The sequence below is a fragment of the Ruegeria sp. D1(2025) genome (assembly GCF_056536425.1).
Genome location: NZ_JBQFPO010000008.1, coordinates 171,493 through 189,637, shown reverse-complemented (window position 1 = coordinate 189,637; position 18,145 = coordinate 171,493). Strand labels below are relative to the sequence as shown.

Genomic DNA, 18,145 nt, shown 5'->3' with positions numbered 1-18,145 from the left:
CTTTGCTTGGGGCGATGGGGAACAGTCGCCAACTGAAATCAGGTCCTGCTGTATTCTGGCGATCTGCCGTGCCGTAGCTGCCACGGAAACAAAAAAGGGTTGGCCCGAGGGCCAACCCCAATGTTTCAATGTTACAGTGTTTACTGCGGAATCTCGCCTTCCAGACCTTCGACATAGAAGTTCATACCGGCCAGTGTACCGTCATCGGCAACTTCACCTTCGGCCAGCCAGTCGCTGCCGTCCTGCTTTTTCAGCGGGCCGGTGAACGGGTGGTAGCTGCCGTCAGCAATGGCTGCCTTCATGGCCAGCGCTTCCTCTTTCACGTCGGCAGGCACTGCGTCCGAGATTTCGCCAATCTCAACCATACCTTCCTTGATGCCATCCCAGGTGTTCACGGTTTCCCACGATCCATCCATAACGGCCTGGGTGCGCGCGATGTAGTAAGGCGCCCAGTTGTCGATGATCGAGGATACGCGCGGCTTCGGGGCGTATTCGCTCATGTCCGAGGCCTGACCGAACGTGATGACATTGCCTGCCTCTTGCGCGGCCGCCTGCGGCGCGGTCGAGTCGGTATGCTGCAGGATCACGTCCGCGCCCTGTTCGATCAGAACAGTGGCCGCGTCGGCCTCTTTCGCCGGGTCGAACCAAGTGTAGGCCCAGACGATTTTGAAATCGACATCCGGGTTCACCTTCTTAGCGTGGATGTAGGCTGAGTTGATGCCGCGGATCACTTCGGGGATCGGGTACGAGCCGATGTAACCGACGATGTTCGACTGGGTCATTTTCCCTGCGATGTGGCCCTGAACGGCGCGGCCTTCATAAAAGCGTGCCGAATAGACCGAGACGTTGTCGGCAGTCTTATAGCCGGTTGCGTGCTCGAACTTCACGTTCGGGAATTTCTTGGCCACGTTGATGGTCGGGTCCATGTAGCCGAACGAGGTGGTAAAGATCAGGTCAGCACCTTCCAGCGCCATCTGAGTCATCACACGTTCGGCGTCCGGGCCTTCGGGCACCGATTCAACAAATACGGTTTCGACCTTGTCACCGAAATGCTCTTCAACGGCCAGACGGCCCTTGTTGTGTTCATAGGTCCAGCCGCCGTCGCCCACGGGGCCGACATAAACAAACCCGACCTTGGTTTTGTCTTCGGCCATGGCGCTTGTCGCCAGACCCAGGGCCATGGCGGCGCTTGTCAGAAGTGTTGTGAATTTCATTTAGTTACTCCCCAAGTTGGTTCAGTTGGCCCCGTCTAGTGCGAGGCATGGAAGGTCCGGCCCAGTGAGGCAGGTGCGCTGCTCTTGTCGGCCGAAAGGATCACAAGCACAAGGATCGTGATGATGTATGGCGACATTGCCAGATACTCGACTGGAATGGCAACGCCCGCTGCCTGCAGATTAAGCTGCAACACTGTGATTCCGCCAAACAAATAAGCACCCAACAATGCACGCCACGGCTTCCAGCTTGCGAACACGACCAGAGCCAGAGCAATCCAGCCAACACCGGCGGTCATGCCCTCGGTCCACTGCGGAACACGGATCAGGCTGATGTACGCGCCGCCAAGTCCGGCACAGGCTCCGCCGAACAGGATCGCTATGATGCGGATCTTGATGACCTTGTAGCCCAGGGCGTGCGCCGCATCGTGGTTTTCACCCACCGCGCGCAGGATCAGACCAACACGGGTGTATTTCAGCGTGGCCCAGACGGCGGCCGTCAGAGCGATCCCGACATATAGGATCGGATCGTGCTGGAACAGGATCGGGCCAATGACCGGGATATCGCTCAGCACAGGGATATGGATGTCGCCCATGCTGGGCGGTTTGATCCCTACATAGCTCTGCCCCATCAATGCACTGAACCCAAGACCGAACAGCGTCAGCGCGAGGCCACTGGCGACCTGATTGGCCAGCGCCACTTGCGTCAGCAGGACGAACAGAAGGGACAGAACGGCGCCACCGATGGCAGCCGCGATGAACCCCAGCCAAGGCGAGCCGGTTTCGACCGAGATTGCAAAACCGCTGATCGCGCCCACAATCATCATGCCTTCGACGCCAAGGTTCAGAACGCCAGCCTTTTCGACGACAAGCTCTCCGATCGCGGCCAGAAGCAGGGGGGTTGCGGCCACCATCAGCGAGGCGACCAGAAGTACGGGATTGATTTCACCAAGGTCCATGGGTCACGCCACCTCGCTACGGGCCGCACGGATGCGGTAGTTTGTCAGAAGATCGAAAGCCAGCAGGAAGAACAGAAGCATCCCCTGGAACACCTGAATGGCTGCGGCCGGCAGGCCCATCTGAGACTGGGCGATTTCGCCGCCAATGTAGGTCAGCGCCATCAGGCCACCGGCCAGCAGGATGCCCACCGGGTGCAGGCGGCCCAGAAAGGCCACGATGATCGCAGTAAAGCCGTAGCCCACGTTGAAATCGATGCTGACGACACCGGCCGGTCCCGAGACTTCGAACATGCCTGCCAACCCGGCCAGCATGCCGGACAGGCCCAGGCAGAACAGGATCAGACGAGCAGGGTTTACGCCCGCGAATTTCGCCGCGCGGGGCGCCTCACCGGTCAGTCGGATATGGAAACCCAGCATGTGACGGTTCAGCAGCACATAGGCAAAGATCACCGCGATCAAGGCGGTCACGACACCCCAGTGCATCCCCGATCCCGCAATCAGTTCGGCATTATGCGCGCTTTCATAGGATTGCAGGTTGCGCGAGCCGGGAAAGCCGAACCCTTCGGGATTCTTCAGCAGGCCAAGAGAAACCGAGGCCAGCATCTGCTCGGCCACATAGACCAGCATCAGCGAAACAAGGATTTCGTTGGTGCCAAAGCGCACTTTCAAAAAGGCCGGGATCATCGCCCACAGCCAGCCACCAAACGCACCGGCGATCACCATTATCGGGAAGATGTACCAGCCCTCCAATGGGTAGAACGCAAGTCCCGCAGCAGCGCCGAATATGGCGCCCATGATATACTGACCCTCGGCACCGATATTCCAGATGCCGGCCCGGAAACCCAGCGAAAGGCCAATCGCGATCAGCACCAGCGGCGCGCCTTTCACCAGCAGTTGCGGCCGGTAGTAAAAGGAAAACTCACCGAACAATGGCTCCCAAAAGATGGTGCCGATTGCCTGCAGCGGGTTCTTGCCCAGAATAGCGAACAAAAGCCCGCCAAACACCATCGTTGCCAGCACGGCCACCAGAGGGGTCGCATAAGACCACGCCTTGGACGGCTGCGGCCGTTTCTCCAACACAATCACCTGCTCATCCCTCCAAGTTCTTCATCTTTTTGAAAATACTCCCGCCGGAGGCGGTCAATCTGTCTACACATGCGCCACCTCCATGCCATGCGCGCCGCCCATCATCAGGCCGATCTCATCCACGGTCAGACCTGTGGTCGTGCGTGGCGCGCTCAGGCGTCCTTCATTCAACGCGGCAAAACTGTCCGATATCTCCATCAGCTCATCCAGATCCTGGCTGATGCAAATGACGGCAGTGCCCTTGGCGGCAAGATCCAGAATGGCCTGCCGGATCGCGGCCGCCGCGGCCGCATCCACACCCCATGTCGGCTGGTTCACCACCAGAACGTCGGGGTTCTGCAACACTTCGCGTCCGATAACGAATTTCTGCAGGTTGCCGCCGGACAGAGACCGGGCCGCATTTTCCGGCCCGGGCGTGCGGACATCAAAGGCCTTGATGATCTTTTCGGCGAAACTCTTTGTCTCGGCCCATTTCAGAAACCCGTTGTTCTCCAGCCCTTCACGGACCGATCCGGTCAGCAGGGCATTTTCGGTAAGGCTCATATCCGGAGCGGCCGCATGACCCAACCGCTCCTCGGGGGCGGTCAGAACACCCAGCTTTCGCCGTGCGGTCGGACCCAATTTGCCAATCGGTTGTCCATTGAACTTGATCGCGTCGGCTGTTGTCTGAATTTCTCCGGACAGCACGCCAAGCAATTCGTCCTGCCCATTGCCCGCAACACCCCCGATGCCCAGAACCTCGCTCTTTCGGACGGTCATATGCACATTCTTCAGCGCGGTCCCGAACTCAGAAGGCGAGGGCACCGACAATCCGCTGACATCCAGCGCAACGTCCCCGAACTCTCGCCCCGATCGTTCCGGCGTTTGCAGGGTCGAACCGACCATCATCTCGGCCATGTCCCGCGCCGAGGTCTCGGACGGAACGCATTCGCCCACATTCTTGCCCAGACGCAGGATCGTGGCGTGATCACACAGCGTGCGAATTTCTTCCAGCTTGTGCGAGATATAAAGGATCGAGGTTCCTTCGGACCGCAATTTGTTCAGCGTCTCGAACAGGATATCGACCTCCTGCGGCGTCAGAACCGAGGTCGGCTCATCCATGATCAAGAGCTTGGGCTCCTGCAACAGACAGCGGATGATCTCGACCCTCTGACGTTCGCCCGCAGACAGATCACCAACCGTGCGATACGGGTCCAGCGGCAGACCGTAGGTTTCGGACACTTGCCGGATACGCGAGGCCAGATCGCCCATGGGTGGCGGGTTCTCCATCCCCAATGCGATGTTCTCGGCCACATTCAGTGCGTCGAACAGCGAGAAATGCTGGAACACCATCGCGATCCCGTCGGCCCGTGCGGCACGGGGCTCCGGCGGCGCAAAGGATTGGCCGCGCAACAGCATCGTGCCGCTGTCGGGCTTCACCAGCCCGTAGATCATCTTTACCAGCGTGGATTTGCCGGCGCCGTTTTCACCCAGCAGGGCGTGAACTTCGCCTTCGCCGATGTCAAAGGACACCTGATCATTGGCCACGACGCCGGGATAGGCTTTGGTCAGCCCCTGCAAGCTTAACAATGGAGTGGTCACGCGCTCAGGTCCTTTTTCAACTCGTTCTGCCGGGCAGGGCGCAAAAGCTGCGCCGCGACGCCAACGGCAATCATCTGCGGGTGTTTGCCCAGGCCGGTGTCACCGATTGGACAGGTGATCCGGCTGATCCGTTCGGGCGAATGCCCAAGGGCTGCCAGCCGCGATCGGAATCGCGCCCATTTCGTAGCCGAGCCGATCAGCCCGGCAAAGCGGAAATCGTGCAAAAGCAGCCTGTTGCAAAGCTCCAGGTCCAGATTGTGCGAGTAGGTCAGGACCAAATGCTCTGCATCTCGCGGTGCATGGCGAACCAGTTCCGCTGGCTTGGCGGCCGGAACAGCGGTTACACCCGGCGGCACCGTTTCTGGGAACCGCTCAGGCCCGGTATCGACCCAGGTGATTGCCAGATCGGGCAGAGGGGACAGGACATCGACCAGGGCACGGCCCACATGGCCGGCGCCCCAGATCCACAGATTGCGGGCCGGTGTGTGAACTGGCTCGACCATCCAGCCGTCTAACAACTGAGCTTCGGGTTCGACACCCTGACCCCGGGCTTGCGCCAGCATCCGTTTGACCGACAGCGGCATCGCGCCTGTCGAAACCGGGCGAGCGATGATATTGTCATCCAGCCCTTCCACCGCAACAAGATCATAGATCTCGCTGAGCAGCATCACAGCACCACCGCAGCACTGGCCCAGATCGGGGCCAAGCGCATGTTGCGTCAGGCGGGACGAAACGGCTTGTGTTCTTGCGGCTTCCGCCGCCTGAAATTCCAAAGTGCCGCCTCCGATCGTGCCGGACTGCCCGTCTTTCCAGACAAGCATTGCGGCCCCGACCTCGCGCGGGGACGACCCCTTGATCCCGGCGATAACCACCCGGACCACCTTGCCGTGGGTATTGACCGCCTCCCTCAAAGCCTCCCGATCAAATCCCATCAGATGCCTCCCTTCATCCTTTGGACGCCGCGCCAGACCTCTTCGGCCGTGGCGGGCGCATCCAATGCCGGATAGCTGTCCCCGCAAGCCGCCACTGCATTTGACAGTGCCAGCCAGGCGGAAATGCCCAGCATGAACGGCGGCTCTCCGACCGCTTTGGACCGATAGATCGTGCCCTCGCGGTTTTCGCCATCCCAGAGCGCGACATTGAATATGTCGGGCCGGTCGGAACATGCCGGAATCTTGTACGTCGACGGCGCATGGGTGCGCAGATTGCCCTTGCCGTCCCAAACCAGTTCCTCGGTTGTCAGCCAGCCTGCGCCCTGAACATACCCGCCTTCGACCTGCCCGATGTCCAACGCCGGGTTCAGCGACGCACCAGCGTCGTGCAGGATATCCGTGCGCAGGATGCGGTTTTCACCGGTCAGCGTGTCGACAGCGACCTCGGTGATCGAGGCCCCGTAGGCAAAGTAAAAGAACGGACGGCCACGGCCCTTGATCCGGTCCCACTCGATCTTGGGTGTTTTGTAGAACCCGGTCGCCGACAGGCTGATGCGGCCCTGATAAGCCAGCGCGGCAGCTTCGGCGAAGGTATAGCGTTCCTCTCCGACCGAGACATGGCCGTCCGAGAACGTCACCGCCGACGGATTGGCCTGATGGCGTTCGGCCAGATAATCGGCCATCCGGTCACGGATAGTGTCGCAGGCGGCTTTCACCGCCATACCGTTCAGATCGCTGCCCGACGAGGCTGCCGTCGCCGAGGTGTTGGGTACCTTCGCGGTATCGGTGGCGGTGATCTTCACCATCTCGAGCGGAATGCCAAAGCGCGAGGCCGCAACTTGCGCGACCTTCTGAAACAGGCCTTGACCCATTTCGGTGCCGCCATGGTTCAGGTGGACAGAGCCGTCCTGATACACATGCACCAGCGCACCCGCCTGGTTCAGGTGGGTCAGGGTGAAGGAAATACCGAACTTGACCGGGGCAAAAGCGATGCCCTTCTTGATCACTCTATTCTCGGCGTTCCACTTCTCGATGGCCGCCTTGCGTGACGCGTAATCGCTGGTTTTCAGCAGCTTTTCGGTCATTCCGTGCAGTTCGAAATCGCTGACTTCCATCCCGTAGGGCGTGGTGTTGCCGCCTGCGGGCAAGGGGCGCACGGGGGCGTCCACCATCTCGACAGCGCCGCGGCTGGTTAGGTCTTCGTGCGGATCGGGATGGCCCAGAGGTTTTTCCGCAGGCTCAGCGTCCGCGACAGCATGAGCCGGTTCGTAATAATTCCGGCGGCGCAGTTCGACCGGGTCCAAGCCCAATTCATAGGCTGCGTGATCCATGACGCGTTCGATACCAACCATACCCTGCGGCCCGCCAAAGCCCCGATAAGCGGTGGCGGATTGGGTGTTGGTTTTCAGCCGGTGGCTTTCGATCCGCGCATTGGGCAACAGATAGGCGTTGTCGGAATGCAGCATCGCACGGTCGGCGACAGGCAGGGACAGGTCCTGCGCCCAGCCGCAAATGGCATATTGCAGGAAGGAAACACCCTGAATGTGCCCGTTTTCATCGAAACCGGCCTTGTATGCGATACGGAAGGCGTGGCGTTTGCCGGTGATGATCATGTCATCGTCGCGGTCATAGCGCATCTTGCAGGCCTTGCCGGTGGCGCGGGCGGCCACGGCACAGGATACGGCCAGAGCGTTGCCCTGACTTTCCTTGCCGCCAAAACCTCCGCCCATACGGCGGGTCTCAACACGAACGGCATGCATGGGAACACCCAAGGCATCCGCCACTTTGTGCTGAATCTCGGTCGGGTGCTGGGTCGAGCTGTGCACCAGCATATCTGCGCCTTCGTTCGGCACGGCCAGCGCGGCCTGGCCTTCCAGATAGAAATGCTCCTGCCCGCCGATCTCGAACGTGCCTTCGATGACATGCGCGGCCCCGGCGATGGCGGCATCAGCGTCACCTTTGGCATAAATACGGGGACCATCTTCAAACCGGCTGTCCGCGGCCAAAGCCTCTTCGACCGTCAGGATCGGGGTTTCTTCGGCGTAGTCGATCTTGCCCAGCCGGGCTGCCTTGCGCGCGGCCAGATGGCTGGTGGCGATCACAAGGAAAACGGGCTGGCCAATGTAGTGGATCGTGCCATCCGACAGCAAGGGCTCGTCATGGATCGACGGAGAGACGTCATTTGCAAAAGGCAGATCATCGGCGGTCATGACCATGACGACCCCATCGGCAGCTTTCACCGCTGACAGATCCATCGACGTGATCGTACCCTTGGCAATCGGGCTCAATCCAAAGGCCAGATGCAGAGAACCTTTTGGTGTGGGAATGTCATCCACATAGCGCGCGGTTCCAGAGACATGCAGCGGCGCCGCGTCATGGGGGAGGGGTTTGGTCACGCTCATGCCGACACCTCCAAAACGTTTGTCACTTCACCCTGATCTTCGAGGAAGTACCTCTCAAGCATCGCTTTTGCGGTCTCCAACCGGTAGGTGGCCGAGGCGCGCATATCCGTCATCGGCGTGAAGTCGTTGGCAAAGGTTGGGATGGCGGCTTGAACAGTCTCATGTGTCCAGAGTTTGCCTGTCAGGGCCGCTTCGACATTCGAAGCGCGCTTGGGAATGCCAGCCATGCCGCCGAACGCGATACGCGCATCAGCGACGACACCGTCTGCCACAATGATGTTGAAACACCCGCACACGGCCGAGATATCCTGATCGAACCGTTTGCTGAGCTTGTAGGCTTTCAAGCGATCATCCTGGCGCGGGAAACTGACCGCCTCGACGAATTCGCCCGGTGCGCGGTCCTGCTTGCCGTAGTCGATGAAGAACTCTTCCAGCGGGATCGACCGGCGTGTATTACCCTTGCGCAGATGCAGTGTTGCACCCAAGGCAATCAGGGCAGGCGGGTTGTCCCCGATGGGCGAGCCGTTGGCGATGTTGCCACCGACGGTGGCCGCGTGGCGCACCTGAACACTGGCGTAACGGCGGATCATCTCGGCGTAAGAGGGATGCAGGTCGGCCAATGCCTCACCCATGCGGTTCATGTCGACCATGGCACCGAAGCGGATTTCGTCATCCGTGATGGTGATTTCCTTCAGGTCATCGCAACGGTTCAGGAATATCACCGGATCGAGATCCCGCAGTTGTTTCGTGACCCAAAGCCCAACATCGGTTGCGCCGGCAACCAGGGTGGCGTCAGGATGCTGAGCATAAACTGCCGCCAGCTCATCCGTTGACCCCGGCAGCATGGGCGAAGTCACCCGCGTTGCCACCGGCTTGTCCTTGACCCAAACCGGAACCGGTTGCGCCTCGGCCGCTGCAGCCGCGCGAATGATCGGGGCGTATCCCGTGCACCGGCACAGGTTTCCGGCAAGCTGTGTGTCGTGATCCGTGGCACCATTGGCGTGGCTTGCCACCATCGACATGACGAAACCGGGGGTGCAAAAGCCGCACTGCGACCCGTGCAGATCAACCATCGCCTGCTGAACAGGATGGGACTCGCCATTCGGGCCGCTGGCACCTTCGACGGTGCGGACTGCTTTGCCATGCAATTGCGGTAGGAACAGGATGCAGGAATTCAGCGCCTTGTGGCCACCCTCATCCGTCACCATGACGGTGCAGGCCCCGCAATCGCCTTCGTTGCAGCCCTCCTTGGTGCCGGTCAGGCCACGATCTTCGCGCAACCAGTCCAGCAGGGTCGCTGTCGGATTGACGTCCGCCAGCTCCACTGTCTCTCCGTTCAGAAGAAACGTGATATTCATACGAGAAACCCGTCGCGTTACCCAGTTGCGCCCGTTAGGCCCTCCTTCGATGCGACGTAGAAAGAGTGGCGGGCGGATAGCTTGCCGTCAGATGTTAGAAACAGCGCGCCTTGTCTGGCAAGAAAAACTGCCTGTATGATACACCATTAGGCACCCGCGACTTGTGAATGTCGCTTTTTCATAACGGTCAGTCGGTTGTTATTAAAGCGCTTTTTGGTAGAAGGGGCCTGCCATCCCCGAAGCACCTTCTGAAAAAGCCGAATAATCGCCGCCGATTTTTCCGGCATTTCAAAGCTGCGGTTCCTGCTTTTGCAACTCCGCAGGGTGGGATAGCGTAGGCAGCATGAGCAGTTCCCCTCGATTCATTCACCTCCGCGTTCACACAGAATATTCTCTTCTCGAAGGCGCCGTGCGGCTGAAAAAGCTGCCCGCCCTGTGCGAGAAGATGGAGATGCCTGCCGTTGCCGTGACGGACACCAATTCCATGTTCTCCGCGCTCGAGTTTTCGGTAACGGCCAGCGGTGCCGGTGTGCAGCCGATCATGGGCTGTCAGGTCGATCTTACCTATGTGCAGTCGCAACCCGGCGAAAAACCCAAGGCGCCCGCGCCGCTGGTGCTGCTGGCGCAGTCCGAGGTTGGATATGAGAACCTGATGAAGCTCAGTTCCTGCCTTTATGTGGACAAGGGCGGGCAGCTTCCGCAGGTGACCTTGGATGAACTGGCCGACCGCTCAGACGGTCTGATCTGCCTGTCCGGCGGTCCCGACGGGCCGGTCGGGCGGTTGCTGCAACAGGGGCAGCGCCCGGCGGCAGAGGCTTTGGTTGACCGATTGGCCGCGATGTTTCCGGACCGGCTTTATATTGAACTGCAACGCCACCCGGGCGAGGACGGCCAGCCCGAAGCGGAACGTCTGACCGAGCGTGGCCATGTCGAGATGGCCTATGCCAAGAACCTGCCGCTGGTCGCCACCAATGACGTCTATTTCCCGACCTCGGATATGTATGAGGCGCATGATGCGCTGATCTGTATCTCGGAAGGGGCTTATGTCGACCAGCAGGAAGGCCGCCGCCGCCTGACCGCGCAGCATTATTTCAAGTCGCAGCAGGAAATGGTGACGCTGTTTGCCGATCTGCCCGAGGCGATCGAGAACACGGTCGAGATCGCGCAACGCTGTGCCTTCATGGCCTATCGCCGCGATCCGATCCTGCCGAAATTCGCAGATGACGAGGTTGCCGAACTGCGTCGCATCGCAAATGAGGGCTTGCAGAAACGTCTGGCCGTGATCCCGCATGCGGTGACGCCTGAGGAGTATCAGGAACGGCTGGATTTCGAACTGGGCATCATCGAAGGGATGGGTTTCCCTGGTTACTTCCTGATCGTTGCCGACTTTATTCAATGGGCCAAGGACCACGACATTCCGGTTGGGCCGGGGCGGGGGTCGGGCGCGGGATCGCTGGTGGCCTATGCGCTGACGATTACCGACCTTGACCCGCTACGCTATTCACTTCTGTTCGAACGCTTTCTGAACCCCGAGCGGGTATCGATGCCCGACTTCGATATCGACTTCTGCATGGACCGCCGTGAAGAGGTGATCCGCTACGTGCAGCAGAAATACGGGCGCGACAAGGTGGGGCAGATCATCACCTTCGGCGCGTTGCTGTCCAAGGCCGCTGTGCGCGATATCGGGCGGGTGTTGCAGATGCCCTACGGCCAGGTGGACCGCCTGTCCAAGATGATCCCGGTCGAGGGCGTTAAACCCGTTTCCATAGAAAAGGCGTTGAAAGACGAACCGCGCCTGCGCGAAGAAGCGCGCAACGAAGAGGTCGTGGACCGTCTTCTGACCTACGGCCAGCAGGTCGAAGGGCTGCTGCGGAACGCCTCGACCCACGCGGCGGGTGTTGTGATCGGGGACCGCCCGCTAGACGCGCTGGTGCCGCTTTATCAGGATCCGCGGTCCGACATGCCGGCAACCCAGTTCAACATGAAATGGGTCGAACAGGCCGGGCTGGTGAAGTTCGACTTTCTGGGTCTGAAGACGCTGACCGTGATCCAGAACGCGATGGATCTCATCTTCAAATCCGGGCGGCCCCTGCATGTGGCGGCGGATGGTACGGAACTCTATGAACCCGCCGAAGGGGCGGAAAACCAGATCAACGCTATCCCGCTGGATGACGAGGCGACGTACAAGCTCTACTCGGCGGCCAAGACAGTGGCGGTGTTCCAGGTGGAATCCTCGGGCATGATGGATGCGCTGAAGCGCATGAAGCCGACCTGCATCGAGGACATCGTGGCCCTTGTGGCACTGTACCGTCCGGGCCCGATGGAAAACATCCCGACCTATTGCGAGGTCAAGAACGGGCTGTGCGAGATCACGTCTGTTCATCCTCTGATCGACCATATTCTTGAGGAAACGCAGGGCATCATCGTTTATCAGGAACAGGTGATGCAGATCGCGCAGGTGATGGCGGGGTACAGCCTAGGTGGCGCCGACCTGCTGCGCCGCGCGATGGGTAAGAAGATCAAAGAGGCGATGGATGCCGAACGCCCCAAATTCGAAAAGGGCGCGGGCGAGAATGGCGTGGATGCCAAGAAAGCATCCGAAGTCTTCGACCTGCTCGAGAAATTCGCGAACTACGGCTTCAACAAATCCCACGCCGCCGCCTATGCGGTGGTCAGCTACCAGACCGGCTGGCTGAAGGCGAACCACCCGGTCGAGTTCATGGCGGGCGTCATGAACTGCGATATCCACCTGACCGACAAGCTGGCCGTCTATTTCGAAGAAGTCCGCAAAGGGCTTGAGCTTCCTTATGTGCCGCCCTGTGTAAACCGCTCGCTGGCGACGTTCGACGTTGTGAACGGAGAGCTGGTTTACGCGCTGGGCGCGCTCAAGAACGTAGGCGTCGAGGCGATGAACCTTGTTGTCGAAGGGCGTGGGGACAAGCCGTTTGTGAACCTCTTTGACTTTGCCCGCCGGGTCGATCTGAAGAAGGTCGGTAAACGTCCGCTGGAAATGATGGCGCGGGCCGGGGCCTTTGATCAGCTCGACAAGAACCGCCGCCGTGTCTTCGAAAGTCTTGAACAACTGGTGCAGTATTCGGCGGCGATCCACGACCAGAAGAACTCGAACCAGGTGTCGCTGTTCGGTGAGGCCGGGGATGATCTGCCCGAACCGCGGCTTTCCGCGACACCCGACTGGTTGCCGGCAGAACGCTTGAGCGAAGAGTTCAAGGCAATCGGCTTCTATCTTTCAGGCCACCCACTGGACGATTACATGCCTGCGCTGAAGCGCAAGCAGGTTTTGACCCTGGACGAAGTGACCGAAAAGGCGCGTTCCGGCCCTTTGATCGCCAAGATGGCCGGTGTCGTCGCAGGACGACAGGAGCGCAAGTCAGCGCGCGGTAACCGCTTTGCCTTTGCACAGCTTTCTGATCCGACCGGAGCTTATGAGGTCACGCTGTTCTCGGATACGTTGGAGAAATGCCGGGAATTTCTTGAAACCGGCGCACAGGTGGTTCTCACCGCCGAGGCGACCATGGAGTCGGATCAGTTGAAACTGCTCGGGCGATCCGTTGGACCAGTGGACTCGGTGGTGGCCGAGGCGGGCGCAACCGGGCTGCGCATCTTCGTGGATCAGCCGCAGGTTCTGCCCACCGTCGCCAGGGTTTTGGAAGACGCTGCCGGTGCAGCCAAGGGCGCGGCGAAGGGGCCGATCCATCTGTGTCTGCTTGACCCGGGCTTGCCGGGGGATGTGGAAATGGATCTGGGGCAGGATTTTCCGATCAACCCGCAGATCAAAGGCGCGATCAAATCGCTGGATGGCGTGATGTCGGTCGAGGAAATCTGATATCCAACGGCTTGTTGCCAGAAGATTGCCACCAAGCTAGGCTGGAATTCTACCTATATTCATTTGGGTTAAGTCATGGGAGGACGCCAAATGGGGATTTCAGGAAGACGTCTGGGAATACTGGTCGCTGCTGCTGTGGCGTCACTGGCATTGTTGCCCGCAACTCAAGCTTTGGCGGATAAGGACAAGCAGGAAGACGCGCTCAAAGGCGCTTTGATTGGCGCGGGCGTTGGTGCTTTGGTCGGCGATGGCAAGGGGGCCGCTGCCGGGGCTGTTGTCGGGGCCATCATCGGCGCCAATAAAAAGTGACCACCGATCCCAAAATAGGATCGATGCCCAATTTGAGAGGACTTGCCATGCGTTTTCACGGGTTCAAACTGATTTCGATGGTCGCTTTTATCGCCGCGCCGGGAATTGCGCTGGCCGATGACGAAGCGGACCAGATGATGCAGGAAGCGCTGCCACTGATGTACCATACCTGCGCATCAGTGATCGAAGAAGCAGACGGGAATGACGAGTACGTCCTGGACGTGGTCGGAAAGATGACGGCCCTGTCTCTGTACAATCGCCAGATCGACATCGAACAATACGCCGCGTCCGAGGACGATAAAGCCAAGTTGCGCGAAACCTTCCTGGCCGCGCTGACCGAAGGATGCACCGGGGACGAGGATGCGCTGCTGGGCGGTGTTGTGGACAGTGCGGTGAAATCGACGCTGGGACTGTAACCCTTTAGTAATGCGGCGGGCGCTCGTCGCCGAATACGACACCGCCGGACCCTTCCTGCGCGCGCTCAGCCTCACGTTGCAACAGCATCTCAACTCTGCGGGTCAGGCGTTCAATCTCGGTTTGTTGCCGCGTGACAACCGCGTTCAGGTCTTCGACTGTACGGGTCAGGTGGGCGATCTGTTCTTCCAGATGCTGCATGGGTGACTCCTGTCTCTGGGGCAGGTCATAGCGACCCTGTGACGCCGTGGCCAGAGAAAGCGCGCCTTGCCCCGAAACAGACCATGGGATAGACCGCGCGCGGAACAAGAAAACTCCCAAGGACGCCCCACATGGCCAAGCCCAAGAAACAGCCCCGCCCCAAGGCCGAGACGCCGAAAGGGTTCCGCGACTATTTCGGCCAGGAAGTCACGCAGCGCACCGAGATGCTGCGGGCTATTGCGGACGTCTATCATCGGTACGGGTTTGACGCTCTGGAAAGCAGCGCGGTTGAGACGGTCGAGGCGCTGGGCAAATTCCTGCCCGACGTGGATCGCCCGAACGAAGGCGTGTTTGCGTGGCAGGAAGTGGACGAGAACGACAAGGGCGACTGGATGGCCCTGCGTTACGACCTGACCGCACCACTGGCGCGGGTCTACGCACAGCACCGCAACGATCTGCCGACGCCCTATCGCCGTTATGCAATGGGGCCGGTCTGGCGGAACGAAAAGCCGGGGCCGGGGCGGTATCGTCAGTTCTATCAATGCGATGCGGATACGGTCGGTACGGCTTCAATGGCCGCCGATGCCGAGATCTGCGCCATGCTGTCGGACACGCTGGAGACTGTGGGAATTCCGCGCGGCGACTATCTGGTGCGCGTCAACAACCGCAAGGTTCTGAATGGCGTGCTTGAGGCGATGGGTCTGGGTGAAGACGCAGCTGCCCGCGACAACGTTCTGCGCACCATCGACAAATTTGACAAGGTGGGCGAGCAGGGCGTGCGTGAGTTGCTGACCAAAGGTCGCCTGGACGCCTCGGGAGCGTTCATCGACGGTGTGGGGCTGAGCGATGATCAGGCCGAGCCCGTGATTGCGTTCCTGACCTCGAAAGCGGCGGATACCGTCGGCACGCTGGCCAACCTGCGTACCGCTGTAGGTAACAGCAAGATCGGCGCGGACGGAATTGCCGAACTGGAGCAGATCGGCGCTCTGCTCGATGCAGGTGGGTACCGATCGGATCGGATCGAGATCGATCCTTCGGTCGTGCGCGGTTTGGGCTACTATACCGGTCCGGTTTACGAGGCCGAACTGACCTTCGAGATTTTCGACGAGAAAGGCCGCAAGCGGCAGTTCGGGTCAGTCTCTGGTGGTGGACGTTATGACGATCTGGTCAAACGCTTCACCGGGCAGGAAGTGCCCGCAACTGGGATCTCCATCGGTGTCGACCGTCTGCTGGTCGCCTTGCGCGAAAAGGGCCGGATCGCCGCGCAGGCCACCGGCCCTGTGGTTGTCACCGTCATGGATCGTGACCGGATGGCAGACTACCAGGCGATGGTGGCCGAGCTGCGCAACGCAGGCTTCCGGGCTGAGGTCTATTTGGGCAACCCCAAAAACTTTGGCAATCAGCTGAAATATGCGGACAAACGGAACTCTCCGATTGCAGTGATCGAAGGCGGTGACGAAAAGGCGGGTGGCATCGTGCAGATCAAGGACCTTATCCTGGGCGCGAAGATTGCCGAAAGCGCCACGCTCGAGGAATGGAAAGAACGCCCCAGCCAGTTCGAAGTGCCGCGTGGTGATCTGGTCGCCAAGGTGCGCGAAATTCTGAACAGTCAGGACTGACGCATGCCCAACCGCTCTCAGATTCAGGCCCGCGCCGCGATGATGCGCGTCCGGTTCGAGGCCGCCGGGGCGCAGGTGGTCGATCCGCCTTTGCTGCAATCGGCAGACTTGCTGCTGGATCTCTACGGCGAGGACATCCGGGCCCGGGCCTATGTGACCTCGGACGCGCTGCGCGGCGAACAGATGCTGCGCCCGGATTTCACCCTGCCCGTGGTGCAGATGCACATGAGCGAAGGTGCCGAACCCGCGCGCTACACCTATTCGGGCGAGGTTTTCCGGCGTCAGGAACACGATCTTGACCGCGCAAACGAGTACATTCAGGTCGGGTACGAGGTTTTTGATCGCGACGATCCCGCCGGAGCGGACGCCGAGGTGTTCTCGCTTTTTGCGCTGCAGCTTCGTGGTCTGCCCCTGCGCGCAGCCACCGGCGATATCGGTATCCTGACCGCAGCCGTTCAGGGCCTGAGCACGACTGAACGGCGTAAGGCCGCGTTGATGCGGCACCTGTGGCGACCCCGCCGATTCCGTGTTCTTCTGGACCGGTTTGCCGGACGTAAACCCGCTCCGGCGGGCCGGGACGCTTTATTGGACGCGTCCGATCCGATGACATTTGAATCCCCCATGATCGGCAAGCGGCGCTCATCGGAAATCGAAGCCCGCATCGCGGCACTGCGCGAAGACCGCGAGACGCCTCCGATTTCGGACAGCGAACTGGCCGGTCTGGAGACGCTGCTGAATGTCCGCGAAACGATGCCTTTCGCGCTTGAGCGCTTGCGCGATGTGGCCGTTGATCTGCCGCAGATCACCCCTGCGCTGGATCGGCTCGAGGCGCGGATTGCCTCGCTTCAGGCGCGTGGGGTCGACGTGGAACGGCTGGATTTCGAAGCCGCCTATGGCCGGACATCCATGGAGTATTACGACGGGTTCGTATTTGGCTTCTACGCCGAAGGTCGTCCCGATCTGCCGCCCATCGCAACCGGCGGACGCTACGACGCGCTGACCCGGCAACTGGGCAACGGCGCGGAAATTCCCGCAGTGGGTGGTGTCCTGCGCCCCGACCTGATGCTCGAGATCGAGGAGGGTGCAAGATGAGCCTGAAACTGGGCGTTCCCTCGAAGGGCCGGCTGATGGAAAAGACCTTCGCCTGGTTTGAAAAGCGTGGCATCACCCTGTCGCGCAGTGGATCAGACCGCGAGTATTCGGGTAAGGTCGAGGGGATCGACAACGTATCTCTGATCCTGCTGTCGGCGGGGGAGATTCCGCGGGAACTTGCAGCAGGGCGGATCCATCTGGGCGTGACGGGAACGGACCTTGTCCACGAAAAACTGCCCCGCTGGGAACAACAGGTCGAAGAGATCGCGCCATTGGGGTTCGGAAATGCCGATCTGATCATTGCGACACCTGCCTGTTGGGTCGATGTGGACACGTTGGACGATCTGGATGCCGCTGCGGCGGCGTTCCGCAAGGTGCACGGCCACCGGCTGCGCATTGCCACCAAATATCATCGGTTGGTGCGCGAATTCCTGACCGAGGCGGGCGTGGCCGACTATACTCTGGTCGACAGCCAGGGCGCGACCGAAGGCACGGTGGTGAATGAAACCGCCGAGGCAATCGCGGACATAACGTCAACCGGGGAAACCCTGAGAGCCAACCATCTGAAAATCCTGTCGGATGGCCTGATACTGCAGTCGCAGGCGACACTTTGGTGCAGCCGCGTCGCGAGCTATGACGCTGACGACAAGGCCGTTCTGTCCGATCTGCTGGACCGGCTGGGCTAATTACAGCACACCAATCTCTGCCAGCGCGCGGTTCAGATCATCGGGCAGGGCATCGTCCTGCTCGCGTCCCTGTGGCAGATCGGCCGGAGTATCCTCGGGTTTCAGATAGCGCCAGCCCTGAAACGGGCGTTTCAGCGCGGTCTGCGTACGGTGTATCTCGGGGTCCAGCACGATGGCACAGCGGCGGATACCGTCTTCTCCGCGTACCTCGTCCAGCCGCAGGATGCGTTGGCGACACTGGATAACGCCCTTGATCACCCAATAGATTGATCCGCCGTTCAGAATTTCTTCCTCACGCTTGGGCCACATACGGGTGACGTGGCGCGGGCAGCCGTCCTCATAAAGCGCTATGCGGCCGTCCTGCCACGCCATCAGCGTGTCGACGCTTTCCGAGCCGACGGATAGTTTTATGAGGTTTACGTACTTATCCACAGCTTTCCCACAGAGTCGT

The 18,145-nt window shown here is 60.3% G+C and carries 15 protein-coding genes; 6 read left to right on the top strand and 9 right to left on the bottom strand.

Annotation, left to right across the window (positions count from 1 at the left end; genetic code table 11):
* Positions 1 to 140: 140 nt before the first annotated feature.
* The 7 genes from ACR1XU_RS17710 to xdhA form a co-directional block, all read right to left on the bottom strand.
* Positions 141 to 1,214 (bottom strand): BMP family ABC transporter substrate-binding protein, encoded by a 1,074-nt coding sequence (locus ACR1XU_RS17710; protein WP_170681068.1) that lies wholly within the window; start codon positions 1,212 to 1,214, stop codon positions 141 to 143.
* 35 nt (positions 1,215 to 1,249) lie between these two features.
* Complete coding sequence (locus tag ACR1XU_RS17705) at positions 1,250 to 2,170, bottom strand: ABC transporter permease (protein WP_480907034.1); 921 nt, start codon at positions 2,168 to 2,170, stop codon at positions 1,250 to 1,252.
* A 3-nt stretch (positions 2,171 to 2,173) separates the two neighbouring features.
* On the bottom strand, positions 2,174 to 3,256 hold the full coding sequence (locus ACR1XU_RS17700) for an ABC transporter permease (RefSeq protein WP_170614852.1): 1,083 nt from the start codon (positions 3,254 to 3,256) through the stop codon (positions 2,174 to 2,176).
* Between the two features lie 63 nt (positions 3,257 to 3,319).
* Positions 3,320 to 4,837, bottom strand: a complete 1,518-nt coding sequence (locus ACR1XU_RS17695; RefSeq protein ID WP_480907036.1) for an ABC transporter ATP-binding protein — start codon at positions 4,835 to 4,837, stop codon at positions 3,320 to 3,322.
* Complete coding sequence (gene xdhC, locus ACR1XU_RS17690; protein ID WP_480812368.1) at positions 4,834 to 5,769, bottom strand: xanthine dehydrogenase accessory protein XdhC; 936 nt, start codon at positions 5,767 to 5,769, stop codon at positions 4,834 to 4,836. Before xdhC ends, ACR1XU_RS17695 begins: the two co-directional genes overlap by 4 nt.
* Positions 5,769 to 8,171, bottom strand: coding sequence for a xanthine dehydrogenase molybdopterin binding subunit (xdhB, locus tag ACR1XU_RS17685; RefSeq protein WP_480907038.1), 2,403 nt, complete (start codon positions 8,169 to 8,171; stop codon positions 5,769 to 5,771). The genes xdhC and xdhB overlap by 1 nt, the downstream gene beginning before the upstream one ends.
* Complete coding sequence (xdhA, locus tag ACR1XU_RS17680) at positions 8,168 to 9,529, bottom strand: xanthine dehydrogenase small subunit (protein ID WP_480907040.1); 1,362 nt, start codon at positions 9,527 to 9,529, stop codon at positions 8,168 to 8,170. Before xdhA ends, xdhB begins: the two co-directional genes overlap by 4 nt.
* 343 nt (positions 9,530 to 9,872) lie before the next feature.
* Here xdhA and dnaE point away from each other — a divergent pair, with 343 nt between their 5' ends.
* From dnaE to ACR1XU_RS17665, 3 genes are all read left to right on the top strand, one after another.
* A complete protein-coding gene (gene dnaE / locus ACR1XU_RS17675; RefSeq protein WP_480907042.1) occupies positions 9,873 to 13,373 on the top strand; it encodes a DNA polymerase III subunit alpha in 3,501 nt (1,166 codons plus the stop codon).
* 90 nt (positions 13,374 to 13,463) lie between these two features.
* Entirely contained in the window at positions 13,464 to 13,682 is a 219-nt protein-coding gene (locus tag ACR1XU_RS17670; RefSeq protein ID WP_170614846.1) for a YMGG-like glycine zipper-containing protein, read from the top strand.
* 47 nt (positions 13,683 to 13,729) lie between these two features.
* Positions 13,730 to 14,098: a hypothetical protein gene (locus ACR1XU_RS17665; protein ID WP_170681053.1), complete on the top strand. Its 369-nt coding sequence runs from the start codon at positions 13,730 to 13,732 to the stop codon at positions 14,096 to 14,098.
* Positions 14,099 to 14,102: 4 nt separating this feature from the next.
* On the opposite strand, the gene ACR1XU_RS17660 is transcribed toward ACR1XU_RS17665, so the two are convergent.
* On the bottom strand, positions 14,103 to 14,297 hold the full coding sequence (locus tag ACR1XU_RS17660) for a SlyX family protein (protein ID WP_170614844.1): 195 nt from the start codon (positions 14,295 to 14,297) through the stop codon (positions 14,103 to 14,105).
* Positions 14,298 to 14,428: 131 nt separating this feature from the next.
* Here ACR1XU_RS17660 and hisS point away from each other — a divergent pair, with 131 nt between their 5' ends.
* The 3 genes from hisS to hisG are packed head-to-tail and all read left to right on the top strand — an operon-like array spanning position 14,429 to position 17,694.
* Entirely contained in the window at positions 14,429 to 15,916 is a 1,488-nt protein-coding gene (gene hisS, locus ACR1XU_RS17655) for a histidine--tRNA ligase (protein WP_480907044.1), read from the top strand.
* Positions 15,917 to 15,919: 3 nt separating this feature from the next.
* Positions 15,920 to 17,008 (top strand): ATP phosphoribosyltransferase regulatory subunit, encoded by a 1,089-nt coding sequence (locus ACR1XU_RS17650; RefSeq protein WP_170614842.1) that lies wholly within the window; start codon positions 15,920 to 15,922, stop codon positions 17,006 to 17,008.
* Positions 17,005 to 17,694, top strand: a complete 690-nt coding sequence (gene hisG, locus ACR1XU_RS17645) for an ATP phosphoribosyltransferase (protein WP_170681047.1) — start codon at positions 17,005 to 17,007, stop codon at positions 17,692 to 17,694. The genes ACR1XU_RS17650 and hisG overlap by 4 nt, the downstream gene beginning before the upstream one ends.
* On the opposite strand, the gene ACR1XU_RS17640 is transcribed toward hisG, so the two are convergent.
* Positions 17,695 to 18,126 carry a DUF1489 domain-containing protein gene (locus ACR1XU_RS17640; protein ID WP_170681045.1) on the bottom strand — a complete coding sequence of 144 codons (432 nt, stop codon included), beginning with the start codon at positions 18,124 to 18,126 and terminating at the stop codon, positions 17,695 to 17,697.
* Between the last annotated feature and the right edge of the window lie 19 nt (positions 18,127 to 18,145).